Below are 14143 nucleotides of genomic sequence, written 5' to 3'. Positions count from 1 at the left end.
AACACCCGCAAGCCAGCCCCTACCCGCGGGGCCACTTCAAGCCGTCACCCCGGGGCCACTTCGAGTTGACACAGCCATGTGGTCACTAGCGTCGGTCCGAGCTCGGTCTCGCAGCGTTCGGCGTCCAATCTCTGGGTGTTGCGTTTGATGAACCGCACAAGCGCAGCGCGGTCAGATAACCCGATGCGGCGGTGCTGGGCAGGGACGGCGACGGTCGCCGTGGCCAGCGCGCGCGGAATCGCTCCGTGCAGCCGGGCGGCGCTGACCCCATGACGACGATGTCGCCCGGTCCGTAGATCGCCGACGCGATGGCACGCCGCAGCGGCTTCCAATCCACAAGGTCGGCTACCTGTGGGTGAATACGGCCGCGGCTTGTCTGGTCAGGCGCTCACTTCAACGACGTGAGTCAGTGAGCCGGTCGGCTCACTCTTCGACGGCATCCTGTTCGATGGCTCGCTTCGCGCGCACAGCCGGCCGCGTCGATCGCCGCCGCGGAATGCGGTCTGTGATGCCACTGAGCGAGTTGACCATCCTGTTGAGGGTGTCGACAGCAGACTCAAGGGTGTCGGCGGTGGGCGTCAGCCTTTCCACGGCGGGCTGAAGCCGACTCAGGATCTCAGCGGCTTCGGTGAGTTGTTCAAGCGGTCCATTCTTGGCCAGCAGCTTGTCGATGATGCCGTCCTCAACAAACATCCGCTCGATAATGCCGTCCTCGGCGAACATCCGCTCTAACGGCCCGTCCTCGGCGAGCAGCCGGTCTACGAGCCCACCGGGCGCCAGGATCCGCTCGAGCGAGGAACTACTCCCAGCGGATACCCGATCGAGTAACCCGCCGGGCGCGTCCAACATGTCGACGACCCCACCCGGACGCATCAGCTTGTCCGCCGGCCCGCCGCGGACCAGAGCGCGCCCCATCGCCCTGTCGTTTTCGGTGAATTCGGCAACTCGGTTCGCGCCTACGATTGCGCCGCGCAGCGGAAACAGATCGGTGATCGGGTCTACCGTCTTCGGGCCTTCCTCGCCCAAGGATTGCTTCACAGCCCCGAGGGCCATGGCCGCGGCGGTGAGTCCGGCGTCCGCCACCTTGACGCCGGCCCGGACAGGGGCTGTCGCTACGCCGACAATGAGTTCGCTGAGGTTCACGCGGCAAGTGTATGGCTCAGTGTCGTCTCCGTGGGCGAAGACGCCAATTCGACGGCGGTCGATCCCGGCGGTGGTCTACATCGCCAACCAAGACTTCCCAACTGTTAAGTACTCTCGCTGTCTGCCAGACCTGCCCCGAATAGTGCGAAAGTGCTTGTGGTGGAGAGCTTATCAGCGCAATGCCAAGCGGCGTCTGCGGCGAAACACCTACACGTCGCGCCGCCGCGCACGCCCAGCAGAAAAGCCCAAAGTCATTGCGTGGGATCGGATTTGGTCAACACCAGCGCCGCTTCGTTGTAGGGAAACAGCCGGTAGAACGCAATAGATGGCCCTGTAACCAGCGTTGCCGCCTCGGCCTTACTCAGGAGGCAGGGGTCGGCTAGCGCGATACTCTTGCCGCGCTTGTGCAGCACCGCCTGTCCACTGGCGATTACATTTTTCAACCAGTCCGATTTCAGCCCGTACCCGATGAGAACGACGAAGCCGTCGCGGGTCGGAAAAGTCAACAGCGGCGTTCGATAGCGTTTGCCTGATTTGCGTCCGACATGTTCAAGTGTCCCTTGGCCAGGAAGCCACGGCGTGATCGACCGGGCCACCGGGTTAAGCACTCGACGATTGAGGTTCGCGACAGACCTTGGTACCCGCATGGATCCCCCTCGTTTACAACGCGGCTCGAAGTGACCAGTATGCGTTCGAACGGTACGGCCCGTAGCAGCAGGGAAGGTGCATGAAGCCCGCTAGATCCACGCGGGCGGAAAGCTGATGTCGAGGCGCGCAGACCGCTTGTAACCCGACCACGTCGGAATCCCTGCTGGTTGCCCCCGGTAAATGCCTCTGGCGGCGGAGACGACACGCTCATGCTGAGTTGGCCATTGCAGGTTGGAGGCGATGTGCTCGAGAACGTCACGCTCACGCCCGAGCACGCGGTCGACAATGGCCACGGCAGGCAGGGCTCCGCCTTTGTCTCCATTGCAGCGCGCGCAAGCCAGCACCAGGTTCGAAAGACCGTCAATGCCGACGATCGACCACGGAAGTACGTGATCAATCGGATTGTTGGACGGCAGGTGAGTGCCGCAGTAGAAACAATTAGGCCCGAACGCTTCTTTAAACGGCTCCCGGACGGCTGCCAGCGCGGTGCGTTCTCGACCGAACAAATGCCCGGCGACGTCGGGAACCGCCGCATCGAGGAACTTGTTCATGCGGCGAACGTCGTTGACCCACATGATTTCCAACGCTGGTTTCAACAGCCCGGCAAGCCGGGCAAGGCCATGGGCCACACCGGGCTTGAGTTGGATGGCGTCGCCGTGCGCGCGAAGCGTCGACCGCGAGACATGATCATGCAGGAACGAGTCGTCGTACAGAAATTGGTCACTGTTTGAAGAACCCGGCAACTTTTGTAGGCGATGTAGCGGCTGCTGAGCTAGGCACGAAATAACCTCATCGATGGCGCGGTCATACGCCACCGGGGCACGTAACCGCGCCGCGTCGACCGAACTAATGCCGCGGCCAGCTGCAGCGCGCAAGCCAGTGACAGCGGCCAGTATTCGTGCGCGCGCCTGTGTCGACTGCCGCAATTCTTGCCCGTCGAACGGTCGGACCTGCTGCCAGTAAAGCTCCAGTACTCGGTGTGCCAGCTCGGCGAGGGGGACATCGAGGGCATCACCCGGCTGGTCAGGCAGATTCTCGATGCAGTGCTCGATCAGTGCCATCAACGTAGCCAGTTTGTAAGTCGCTGTGCGCAGCCCGGATTCGAGGATCGCGACCACACGCTGGCCGAGTTCCAGGGGATCATTGGCCATCACTGGAAACCAATCCCTGATGAACGCGGCACCGGTGGACGTGCACCCACCTAGTATCGCAAGCGATTCCACGAGCGTTGGCGCCATTCTCACGGGCGCACGACTCTCCGCCAATCCGCTGACCGCTCCGCCGACACCGAGCGTTTAACCCGGACAGGGTGGGGTAGGTCGAACGAGGTGAGTCCTTCACTCTTGCTGACGGCAGATCCGGGCGAGCCGCACCACCCCACCGAGCAGGCACGCCTGGTAACCATCTGAGCGCGATGACAGAAAAGTCCTATCGAGGCACGGACGAGATCGACCCTTTTGTGCGCGTTTACGGGACGCGGGTCCACAACCTACGGGGAGTCGACCTGGTAGCACCGCGTGACGCGCTGGTGGTGTTCACCGGCATCTCCGGATCCGGCAAATCGTCATTAGCCTTCGGGACCATCTACGCCGAGGCCCAACGCCGCTACTTCGAATCGGTCGCTCCGTATGCCCGTCGCCTGCTATTGCCCACCGGCGCGCCAAAGGTTGATGACATCACCGGGTTACCTCCGGCAGTCGCGTTACAGCAGCGCCGGGGCTCGGCGACGTCCCGCTCGACCGTCGGCACAGTCACCACCCTGTCGAACCTGATGAGGATGCTGTTCTCTCGCGCCGGGACCTATCCCGCGGGTGCGAAGGAACGACTGGACTCTGACGCCTTCTCGCCGAACACCGCGGTCGGGGCGTGCCCAGAATGTCACGGGCTCGGGCGAATTCACCGGGTGAGCGAAGAGACGCTAGTGCCCGACCCGTCGTTGACCATCCGCGAAGGTGCCGTCGCAGCGTGGCCGGGGGCCTGGCAGGGGCAGAACTTGCGGGACATCCTGATCACGCTCGGCTACGACATCGACAAGCCATGGGGGAAACTTCCTAAGCGGCAACGTAACTGGATCTTGTTCACCGATGAGCAGCCAACGGTGGAGATCGATCCGGGGCAGCATCCTGTGCAGGCCGACTATTACTACAACGGCACGTTCTCCAGCGCCGAGCGGCACGTCCGCCACACTTTGGCCAATTCGCATAGCGCGAAGATGCGCCGCCGTGTGTTGCAATTCGTCAATAGCGTCGACTGTCCGCGCTGCAACGGCTCCGGGCTGAGACCTGAGGCGCTGAGGGTGACGTTCGCCGGGCGCACGATCGCCGAGTACGCGGCGATGCCGCTGGCCGAATTGGCAGAAGCGTTGCACCCGGCGGCATCTCGGACCGATGCTGCCGCCGCGTATGAATCGACGGAATCCGGCGAGCTTACGGAAGTGGCGACCATGATCGCCGCCGACCTCGTTGCACGGCTGCAGATACTCGTCGACCTCGGTCTGGGTTACCTCACGCTCAGTCGCCGCACTCCGACGGTCTCACCTGGCGAACTGCAGCGGTTGCGGCTGGCCACACAACTGCGGGCCGGCTTGTTCGGTGTGCTCTATGTGCTTGACGAGCCGTCCGCCGGCCTCCATCCCGCCGACGCCGAACCGCTACTCGATGTACTGGATCGCCTACGGAGGGCAGGCAATTCGCTGTTCGTGGTTGAGCACGACATGGACGTGGTCCGTCGTGCCGACTGGATCGTCGACGTCGGACCCGGGGCCGGCGAGCTGGGCGGGGACCTGCTCTACAGCGGCCCCGTACCAGGTCTCGCGGAGGTGCAGGAGTCGGTCACCCGCAAATACCTTTTCGATGTCGCGGGGCGGGTGGCGCGTGAGCCGCGCACTCAGTCCGGCTGGTTGCGGTTGCGCGGGATCTCATTCCACAATCTGCGAGACCTCGACGTAGATCTGCCCCTAGGCCTGTACAGCGCAGTCACCGGAGTATCCGGCTCAGGCAAGTCGACGCTGGTCGTCAAGGTCCTCGGAGATGTCGTGAACAGTCATCTCGGAATGGCACGCACAGCCGAGCCCGCGGAATCCGACGCCGATGAAAGCGACAGCGGGATAGTCGATCTGGATCACGACGCGAGCGTGGGTGTCAGCGCCGAGGGGGTCGAGCAGATCGACCGGTTGGTAGTGGTCGACCAGCGCCCGATCGGGCGCACGCCGCGCTCGACGCTGGCGACCTATACCGGGTTGTTCGACGCCGTGCGCCGCGAGTTCGCGGCGACGCCGAAGGCGCGTCGTCGTGGTTGGACCGCGGGCAGGTTTTCGTTCAACGTGGCCGACGGGCGTTGCGACACCTGCCAGGGGGAGGGATTCGTAGCGGTCGAATTGTTGTTCCTGCCCGGCACATACGCCACCTGCCCGTCGTGTCGTGGAGCGCGCTATTCCGAGGAGACACTTGAGGTGCGCTATCGCGGTAAGACGATCGCCGACGTGCTCGCGATGACGGTCGATGAGGCCTCGGCGTTTCTTGCCGACGTCGTCGGCGCTTCGCGGAGTCTGACCACGCTGCAGGAGGTGGGATTGGGTTATCTGCGTCTCGGACAACCCGCCACCGAGTTGTCGGGTGGCGAGGCACAGCGCATCAAGCTTGCCTCCGAACTGCAGCGGCCACGGCGGGGGCACACCCTTTACGTCCTCGACGAGCCGACCACCGGACTACATCCCGCCGACGTCGATCTGCTCGACGGGCAGTTGCATCGCCTGGTCGACGCGGGCAACACTGTGGTAGTGGCCGAGCATGACATGCGCATGGTCGCGGGCGCCGACTGGGTGATCGACCTGGGACCGGGTGCCGGCAGCAACGGCGGCCGCGTGATCGCTGCGGGCCCGCCGACAACGGTGGCACGTGCCGAACACAGCCGTACCGCCCCCTATCTCGCGAAGTGTCTATCTGCTATCGACGAAAAGCGTTGACAGCTCTGATGAAAGCGCTCACGCAGTCGGCTGACGATCGCCGCGTTGCTCGTCGCCTAGCCGCTGCTCACGTCATCGAAAACAGCTGCTGCATCACAATCACGCTCGCCACCCGCTGCAGACCGCCCTCCACCGCGATGCGCTGATCGTCCGGCGATTCGAGTAGCTGATCGAGCGCAGTGGACACCCTGTTCATGTCGTAGATCGGCTGGTCCTTCGCCGCCTGCGAAGCAAAGGTATCCCGGTAGAAAGCAAGCATCGGATCTTTCGGGTCGCGCGTCGGTGGTGTGGTGAATGGATGCTTCTGGCGGTCGTACACCTCGGGTATCAACACGTCCTTCGCCGCTTCGCGAAGAACATGCTTCTCGCGAATTCCCTTGACTTTCATACTCACCGGCACGCGGGCCGCCGCCTCAGCCACACGGTGGTCCAGGAAAGGCACACGCCCTTCAATGGAGTGCGCCATCTCCATGCGATCGGCCAGATAGTTCAAAATGAAGTTTGGCAGCACCGTCTTGGCGTTGACGTACAGCATCTGATTCAGGTGGTCTCGACCGCTGACACGTTGGGCAATCGGCAACCGATCCAGCGCATGGATCAGCGGCTGAAACTCTCGAACCGAAGACGGAAGGTCATCGCGAATCAACGGCGCCACGCTATTGGTCTGCGCCGCACCAGCATTCAGTGTTGCCGGCAGCCATCCGAGCCTGCGCTCCACCGCCTGCATTTCGGGACTGCTGACCTGATCCGGCATCATCAGCGCACGAGTCGCAGCGTTGGCACCAAGCATCTCATCGAGCAGCGCCCGCCTCGCGTCGGCACTCAACGTCGCGTCGTCGTTCAGCGCATCGACGCGGTAGTACGGGTACCCGCCCAGCATCTCGTCGGCGCCCTCGCCGGTGAACACCACTTTGATACCCGCGGCCCTGACGGCGCGGCTGAGTAAGTACTTGGCCACCCCGTGCCCGTTGAACATCTGCGTTTCGGCGTGCCAAACGGCGTCGGAGAATGACTCGGCGATCTCGCGCCCGGTGATCGGAATCGGGTGATATGTCGCACCCACCCGTTCGGCTTGCAGTCGAGCGACCCGGGCCTCGTCGTAGAGCGGGTTCTCAAAGGTGAGCGTGAACGCGCGAATTGGCCGGTTCATCTCCTGCTGTGCGAGTCCGAGGACAGCACAGGAGTCGATGCCACCGCTGAGGTACGACGCGACCTCGACGTCGGCGACCAGCCGTTCGCGCACAGCGTCCTGTAGCGCGTGACGGAAGTCGGCGACGACCTCGGCTTCACTGCGCGTGTCTGCGCGCATCTGATCAGCCGTCGGGATCTCCCAATCCCAGTAGGGGTAAATGCGAACGACGCCGTCGCGGGCGATCGCATAGCAGCCCGGGGGCACCGTGCTGATCCCAGCGAACTCGGTTTTCTCGTGGGATCTCCCGAATCCTCCGGTAGCGCCCTCTAGGTCCCATTTGGCGGGCACGCCTAATGCCAACAGCGCCTTGATCTCTGACGCGAAGTAAACGTCGCCGCCGACCGTCGCGTAATAGAGGGGCTTGATGCCGAAGCGATCGCGGATCGCATACATCGCGCGTTGACGTTCGTCAGCGATGATCGCGGCGAACTCGCCGCGCAGTTGCGTTGCTGCCTGGATGCCGCGCTCGGCATAGAGGTGCAGCGCAATCTCGCTGTCGCTGGCGGTGGAGAAGTGATACCCGCTGGCACGAAGGCGCTCGCGAATCTCGCGGTAGCCGTAGAACTCGCCGTTTACGACCAGATGCACAAGGCCATCCGAGCTCGTCATGGGCTGAGTCCCGTTGTGCAGACCGATGATCGACAACCGCGTATGTCCGAGCGTCCATTGCCCATCGCGCGATGTCCACGTGCCGCAGCCATCCGGCCCGCGATGCTCCAAAAGCTTCAAAGCGGCATCACGCCGTTCAGTGGAAATGCCACGGCGGGTCATCGCGGCGAAGATTCCGCACATCCTTGTGCCCTCCGAGACTTCCACACGCACCGACCTGTTGGCCTCGGCGCGAACACACGCCGCCGAGTTGGCGACGCTGCTGTTGGAGCCTAACGCGCCGGGCCCGACGGGTTGTCGACTAGTTTGGTGGCGAAGAGGCGGGGTGTCGCGACGACGTCGACGGCACGCTGCCGCGTTTGCTCGGAGGGATTTTCTTATGCGCCTGTTCAGCGTCGCCGTGCTTGTCGCGGCTGCGGTCATCTTCGGTTCTGCGGTCCCGGCGTTGGCGGCGCCGAAGGATTACTGCGCCGACCTCAAGGGCAGTAGTACCGGCAGCACGTGTGAGATCCAGCTGTCCGACCCGGCGTACAGCGTCGACATCAGCATCCCGCTGGATTACCCCGACCAGAAGCCGATCGCCGAGTACATCTCCCAGACCCGCGACACATTTATCAACGCGGCCAAAGGCGCTCCCCACGACAAACCCGCTGAGCTGAAGATCAAGCCGACCGAATACAGCTCGGCAATTCCACCGCGCGGCACGCAGGCGGTGGTGTTCAAGGTCTACCAAAGCGTCAGCGGCGCGCAACCGCGGACGACGTTCAAGGCGTTCAACTGGGACCAGACCTATCGCAAGGAGATCGTCTACACGGCCAAGTCGGACGACAAGGAACATGCGCCGTTGTGGCGGGTCGATGATCCGCTGAAGACCGTAGCGCCGATCGTCCAGGCTGAACTGTCTAAGCAGCAGGCGCCGCCGCCACCGTCCACACCGCCCGCGCAACCGGGACAGCCCACCACGCCTGCACCAGCACCGGTGGTGCCGATTTCGCAAACCGCCCTGTATGACCCTGCCAACTACCAGAATTTCGCGGTGGTCAACGAAGGGGTGATCTTCTTCTTCGACCAGGGCACGCTGCTGCCGGACTCAGCCGGGGCGGCGCAGGTCCTGGTGCCCCGGTCGGCGATCGACCCGATGCTTGCCTGAGGTTTGTACCTGCCATCAGCTCGGGGGCAATTTCAGCACCCGGTTGTTGCCGGTGTCCGTGACGTAGACATTGCCGGCGGCATCGACAGCGACGCCTTGTGGATTGTTAAGCCCGTTGAACGGCAACGTGATTGCCGTGTTCGACTCCTTGACCAGCTTGAGGACCCGGTTGCCGTGGCTGTCGGTCACGTACACGTTGCCGTCGGTGTCGACCGCCACGTAGTCCGGACGACCGATCACGTAGGGCAGGACGGTATCAACCGTCGCGGTCCGGGGCAGTTTGAGCACCCGCTCGTTCTCCCGGTCGATGACGAAGAGGGCACGGTCGCGACTGACCGCCACGGCCGAGGGACCATCCAAGCCGCTGAACGGCAGCACGATCTGCTCGTCCGATGGCGTGAGTCGCGCCACCACTCGGTTGTGGGTGGCGTCGGTGACGAACACGCCGCGCGGGTCATGGGAACTGACCGCCACACCCGTGGGCTCCCCGAGTTCGGTGAACGGCAGGACGATTGGGCTGGTCGACCCTGCCGTCAACTCCAACACCCGGTGCTGTCTCGGTTCGGTGACCACTATGTCACCCGCATCATCGATGGCTATGTCATCGGGATGGTCCAGGCTGGCGAAAGGTACCGCGGTCGGGTCGCTCGAGTCCGCGGCCAGCTCCAGTACCCGGTTGTTGCCGCTGTCGACGACGTAGACGTCGCCTTTCGCGTTGACTGCAATGCCCGCGGGCCCGTTGAGACCGGTAAATGGCAGCAGGACCTGAGCCCGTGACTTCGAATGGATCGGGAGGTGGTTGATCCCGAACAACGCGGCTGCGGCAACGACAACGATTACGGCCGTGGCAATGGCAAAGGCGCGGCGACGATTACGCCGCGATGGCGTCGGGGTAGCTGGGGACGCGGCCGCGGTCTCTGCCAACGCGGCGGCCTGCATCGAGGCGGAGGGGCGGGAGGCCCTTGGTTGCTTTCCTGTTTTGGCGGCGACGGTGGTGAGCGCCTCCCGGGCAGCCACCGCCAGTTCGTTCGCGGTCTGGTATCGGGCGTCAACTTCTTTGGCCATCCCGCGCGCAATGACCTCGTCGAAGCCGACGGGTATTGCAGGGTCGACGCTGGAGGGCTCGGGCGGTTCGCTGAACAGATGCGCGGCGGCCAATCCCTCCACACCGCCACCCACAAAAGGCACCTGTCCGGTCAGACACTCGTAGAGCACACAGGCCAGGGAGTACACATCGCCGCGAGCATCGGCGATGGTCTCGAGCTTGAAGCGCTCCGGTGCCATATACGCCGGAGTCCCCGGGTTGACATTCGTGCGGGTCAAGCGAGTTCCAACTGACTCCTGCACCAGTCCGAAGTCAATCAAGTACACAAACTCATCGGCGACCATCAGTAGGTTCGACGGCTTCACATCACGATGCACCAGTCCCGCCTTGTGAGCTGCATCCAGAGCTGCGGCGGCCTGTTCGACAACCCGGACCGCCTGGAGCGGGCTCATCTGCCCATCGCGACAAAGCGCAGTGTGCACGTCGATGCCGTTGATGATGGGCATCACCAGATACAAACGTCCGTCTATCTCACCGGCGTCATAGATCGGGATGATGTTCGGGCTGGCCAGGCGGCCCGCCGCATACGCTTCGCGGCGAAACCGCTCTCCATAACCGGGCTCGGCAGCCAGTTCCGGCCGCAGCACTTTGACGGCCACGTCGCGATCCAGCGCGGTGTCGTGGGCCCGGTAGACCGAGCCCATGCTGCCCTGACCGAGCAGTTCGAAAAGACGATAGCGACCGAACTCCACTTCAATCGTGGGCACCGTCGCCGCAGCGACCGGGGATGCGAGTGCGTCTCTGGCCGCGAACGCTAACTCGCGGGCGGTTTGATAGCGGTCTTCGGGCTTCTTCGCCATGCCACGCGCAATCACTTGGTCAAATCCGGTCGGGATGGCTTGGTCGATGTCGGTGGGCTTGGGGGCTTCACCCTCCAAATGCGCGGTGACAAATTGCTCGGGGGTCTCGCCCTGCACGGCCTGCTGCCCGGTCAGGCATTCATAGAGCACGCAGGTCAGCGCGTAGATGTCGCTACCGGGTTCGGCCAGGCCGTGACTGAACCGTTCAGGGGCCTGGTATGGCCAACTTCCGGCGGCAATGTCGGTAGCAGACGAGTTCACCGCCAGCGTATGAGCGGCGACACCGAAATCGAGTAGGTATACAAATTCGCCACCGACCACGAATAGGTTCGACGGCTTCACATCGCGGTGAACCAATCCCGAATTGTGGGCGGCTTCCAGTGCCACGGCAGCTTGCTCGATTATTCGCACCGCTGACCTTGGACTCATCGGCCCGTCGCGATCAAGCAGGCTTTGGGCATCAATGCCGTCAAGGATCGGCATTGCCAAGTAGAGCCGTCCATCGATTTCGCCGATCTCGTAGATCGGGATGATGTTCGGGTTGCTCAGCCGGGCCGCGATGGCTACCTCGTCCCGGATCTTCTCGTGCTGCCCCGGCTCATCGGTCGACGCCCCGGGGAGCACCCGAATGGCCACTTCGCGCCGCATCGTTGTGTCGTAGGCCCGGTAGACCGTGCCCGTGCCGCCCCAGCGGAGCACTTCGAGTAGCCGGTAGCGCCCGAAGACCTCGCCAGCCGCCTCCGCCCCCACCGGAACCTCCCTCCGAGCGCACGCACGGTGCCTGGGATGCTACAACGCCTACATGCTGGGTTTAAGGGCTTTGGTCCGGCCAATGTCGGCAGAGCTGGAACTACCCAAGGTGGGCCGGCACCTCTTAAAGGGTTTCGAACCGACCCGGGGTAGGGAGTTGGTTCGCCTTCCGCACCGCGTCATCACGCCGCTAATACGATCGACTACTTCGACTCCTGCTCCCGGAGCTCTTGGCGGCCGAAAGCCGTTCATAGAGCTGGGAATTGACCCGCCGGGCAGCATTCTCGAAGCTGTAAATCCATTGGTCGCCCGTCGCCCCGACTCGGGCGTCGACACGGCGCGCGGCATTTGGGCGGGTCTCTCGAAACATCATTCGGTTACCCACGTGCGTCAACACGTCAGTCCCACTTAAAGAACTCAGGTAGTCAACTACTCAAGCCATCAGCGATTTGCCTGGATACGGTCAGGTTTCGACAACCCAGGGGCTAATCGACGGTAGGAAGACTGCAGTGTCGTATGTATTTGCGGTACCGGAATGGGTGGGTTCGGCAGCTACGGACATGGCGCAGATCGGCTCGGTCCTGCGGGCCGCAAATGCGGCCGCGGGCGCGACGAGCACCGTCCTCAGCGCCGCAGGGGACGAGGTCTCAGCGGCGATCGCCTCCCTCTTTTCCGCCTACGGGCAGGAGTATCAGGCGCTCAGTGCCCGGGTGTGGGCGTTTCACGACCAGTTCGCGGCGGCTTTGGCTGGTGCAGGGACCGCCTACGCCGCCGCCGAGGCGGCCAATGCAAACCCGCTGGAAGCCCTCACACAAGGCGTGCTGAACGTGATCAATGCGCCCACTAACGCTTTGCTGGGCCGGCCGCTGATCGGTGACGGCGCCGACGGCGCTGCCGGGACCGGTCAGCCCGGCGGCATGGGTGGGTTGCTGTTCGGCAATGGCGGCAACGGCGGTTCGGGGACCGACGGTGGCGGCACCGGCGGCCGCGGCGGCGACGCCGGGCTGTTCGGTAATGGCGGCCGCGGCGGGGCCGGCGGCACCGGGTCGACCGGTATTCAAGGTGTCGACACCGTCACGCGCAACGGGGGCGTGGGCGGCACCGGCGGTCAGGGCGGCGCGGGAGGCGCAGGCGGGTTGCTGTGGGGCAACGGCGGCGCCGGCGGGAGCGGCGGCACCGGCGGATGGGGCGGCTACGGCGCCACGGCTCCAAACGCCGGTGTCGCCGGAGGCACCGGCGGCAACGGGGGCAGTGGAGGTGCGGGTGGCGCAGGCGGCGCACACCTATCCCTATTCGGGCAGAACGGCGCTGCGGGCCAGATGGGCGACGGCGGCCGTGGCGGCTTCGGCGGCAGCGGCTCCCTAATCGGTGGTGCCGGCGGACTCGGCGGCGACGGGGGCACGGGCGCCACCGGTGGCCGCGGCGGAGACGGCGGCAGCTCCGGCTACTCGACACTCGGCAACAACTTCACCGATGTCACCGGCGGTGTCGGCGGAAAAGGTGGCGTCGGCATCGCGGGCGCGGGCGGTGCGGGTGGCAACGGTGGCAGCGCGTTCATCTGGGCTGGCGGAGGGTCCGGAAACGCCGTGGGTGGTCAGGGCGGCCAGGGTGGCAGCGGTAGCACCGTCGGCGGAGCCGGCGGTGACGGAGGACCCGGCTCACTTATGGGTTATAACTATGGCCCCGGAGGCGGCAGCGGATATGCCATCGGCGGCGCCGGTGGCATGGGTGGAACCGGCCCGACTGGCGGCCACGGCGGCGACGCCGCCTACGCCTTGAACTGGGGAAGCGGAACCGCCACCGGCGGCAGCGGCGGTTACGGCGGTACGGGCAGCCCCGGTCATGGCGGTAGCGGCGGCGACGGCGCCGACGCCGAGGCGACCACGCTGGCCAATGCCTTTGCCGGCTTTGGTGGTTCGCCTGGTACCGGGGGAGGCGGTACACCGGGCAAAGCGGGGACCGCCAGCGCGCTCTAGGTACGGCCGCGCCTCAGCGACTGTGTGCCTCCATCGGGCAGTTGTTGTCTAAAGTGAGGCATGGCAGCGGCGGGTTCCGACCGAAGGACCTTGACGTTGTGACTGATGACTTTCATCCCGACTTGCAGTGCATGGCAAGGTTTTTGCCCACCGGTGGGTAACTCCTCCGCTGAGGGTTCCCGAACATTCGTCGCGTTACGTTCGCTTGTGCACCCCCGCGTGTGGAAGTGATCAAGCTTGGTGACGGGTTCGGTGTGCGGGTACACCGACCTGCCAACGCCGTGCGCCCGTCGGCCGCCGATGCTCGATGATCGACCGGCATTCAGGGCAGACCCCGAACCGAAACATCGTCGACTGATGGGTCAGGGGATGAACCGCCTCGGCTGGGAGAGCTACCTGCGGGGCTGTGACCCAAAGGAGGCTGTTCCGGCACGAGCCACCGACTTTGGTGGTCTGCCGACTGCATGGATCGGCGTTGGGACCCGTGATCTGCTCTTTGACGAGTGCCTCGAATATGCCGACCGTCTCAAACAAAGCGCCGTGGCGTGCGCTGTGGAAATCGTCGCAGGCGCGTTTCACGGATTCGATCTGCTCGCCCCGAAAGCCGATGTGTCCCAACGCTTCTTCGGAGCTCAGTGCGCCGCTTTACAGGGGGCGCTGGCCGGTTAGCGCCACCTGGACCGAACGAATTCCTCGATGCTCCAAGCGGTTTGAGCGTCGAATATGTTGTGGGCTTAGTTGGTGGGTGGTGGTTGGGGTTGGAAGGGTTGGTACCACCACCAGTTGGCGCGTTCGCCGGTGGGTCC

Annotated in this window: 9 protein-coding genes and 1 pseudogene; 4 read left to right on the top strand and 6 right to left on the bottom strand. The window is 64.3% G+C overall.

Annotation, left to right across the window (positions count from 1 at the left end; translation table 11 throughout):
- Positions 1 to 77: 77 nt before the first annotated feature.
- The 4 genes and pseudogenes from A5634_RS30290 to A5634_RS06030 all read right to left on the bottom strand — a co-directional run.
- Positions 78 to 335: pseudogene (locus A5634_RS30290) on the bottom strand (type IV toxin-antitoxin system AbiEi family antitoxin domain-containing protein); the annotation flags it as partial.
- 88 nt (positions 336 to 423) lie between these two features.
- Entirely contained in the window at positions 424 to 1143 is a 720-nt protein-coding gene (locus A5634_RS06040; protein WP_065143172.1) for a hypothetical protein, read from the bottom strand.
- Between the two features lie 251 nt (positions 1144 to 1394).
- Entirely contained in the window at positions 1395 to 1790 is a 396-nt protein-coding gene (locus A5634_RS06035; protein WP_065143171.1) for a nitroreductase family deazaflavin-dependent oxidoreductase, read from the bottom strand.
- Between the two features lie 90 nt (positions 1791 to 1880).
- The gene (locus A5634_RS06030) at positions 1881 to 2942 is read right to left on the bottom strand and encodes an HNH endonuclease (RefSeq protein ID WP_065143174.1); all 1062 of its coding nucleotides are present in this window, start codon (positions 2940 to 2942) and stop codon (positions 1881 to 1883) included.
- A gap of 263 nt (positions 2943 to 3205) precedes the next feature.
- Between A5634_RS06030 and A5634_RS06025 the strand changes: the two genes are divergently transcribed.
- Positions 3206 to 5755 (top strand): excinuclease ABC subunit UvrA, encoded by a 2550-nt coding sequence (locus A5634_RS06025; RefSeq protein WP_065143170.1) that lies wholly within the window; start codon positions 3206 to 3208, stop codon positions 5753 to 5755.
- Between the two features lie 67 nt (positions 5756 to 5822).
- Here the strand turns inward: A5634_RS06025 and asnB are convergent, their stop codons facing one another.
- Positions 5823 to 7739 carry an asparagine synthase (glutamine-hydrolyzing) gene (gene asnB, locus A5634_RS06020; RefSeq protein WP_065143169.1) on the bottom strand — a complete coding sequence of 639 codons (1917 nt, stop codon included), beginning with the start codon at positions 7737 to 7739 and terminating at the stop codon, positions 5823 to 5825.
- A gap of 196 nt (positions 7740 to 7935) precedes the next feature.
- Here asnB and A5634_RS06015 point away from each other — a divergent pair, with 196 nt between their 5' ends.
- The gene (locus A5634_RS06015; RefSeq protein ID WP_065143168.1) at positions 7936 to 8706 is read left to right on the top strand and encodes an RsiV family protein; all 771 of its coding nucleotides are present in this window, start codon (positions 7936 to 7938) and stop codon (positions 8704 to 8706) included.
- 15 nt (positions 8707 to 8721) lie between these two features.
- Here the strand turns inward: A5634_RS06015 and A5634_RS06010 are convergent, their stop codons facing one another.
- Positions 8722 to 11361 (bottom strand): serine/threonine-protein kinase PknD, encoded by a 2640-nt coding sequence (locus tag A5634_RS06010; RefSeq protein WP_081290227.1) that lies wholly within the window; start codon positions 11359 to 11361, stop codon positions 8722 to 8724.
- A 509-nt stretch (positions 11362 to 11870) separates the two neighbouring features.
- Between A5634_RS06010 and A5634_RS06005 the strand changes: the two genes are divergently transcribed.
- Together A5634_RS06005 and A5634_RS06000 are read left to right on the top strand one after the other, a co-directional pair.
- Positions 11871 to 13337: a PE family protein gene (locus A5634_RS06005; protein ID WP_172831635.1), complete on the top strand. Its 1467-nt coding sequence runs from the start codon at positions 11871 to 11873 to the stop codon at positions 13335 to 13337.
- A gap of 300 nt (positions 13338 to 13637) precedes the next feature.
- Complete coding sequence (locus A5634_RS06000; RefSeq protein ID WP_081290225.1) at positions 13638 to 14006, top strand: alpha/beta hydrolase fold domain-containing protein; 369 nt, start codon at positions 13638 to 13640, stop codon at positions 14004 to 14006.
- Positions 14007 to 14143: the final 137 nt, after the last annotated feature.

The organism is Mycobacterium asiaticum (assembly GCF_001673365.1).
Classification (GTDB): Bacteria; Actinomycetota; Actinomycetes; order Mycobacteriales; family Mycobacteriaceae; genus Mycobacterium; species Mycobacterium asiaticum_A.
Note: the sequence above shows the minus strand (reverse complement) of the source record. Positions and strands in the feature narration are given on the sequence as shown.

Bases quoted from the DNA above. Each gene is read 5' to 3' on its own strand.
- A5634_RS06035 (WP_065143171.1), bottom strand. From the start codon at position 1,790: ATGCGGGTACCAAGGTCTGTCGCGAACCTCAATCGTCGAGTGCTTAAC.
- A5634_RS06030 (WP_065143174.1), bottom strand. From the start codon at position 2,942: ATGGCCAATGATCCCCTGGAACTCGGCCAGCGTGTGGTCGCGATCCTC.
- A5634_RS06025 (WP_065143170.1), top strand. From the start codon at position 3,206: ATGACAGAAAAGTCCTATCGAGGCACGGACGAGATCGACCCTTTTGTG.
- asnB (WP_065143169.1), bottom strand. From the start codon at position 7,739: ATGTGCGGAATCTTCGCCGCGATGACCCGCCGTGGCATTTCCACTGAA.
- A5634_RS06015 (WP_065143168.1), top strand. From the start codon at position 7,936: ATGCGCCTGTTCAGCGTCGCCGTGCTTGTCGCGGCTGCGGTCATCTTC.
- A5634_RS06000 (WP_081290225.1), top strand. From the start codon at position 13,638: ATGCTCGATGATCGACCGGCATTCAGGGCAGACCCCGAACCGAAACAT.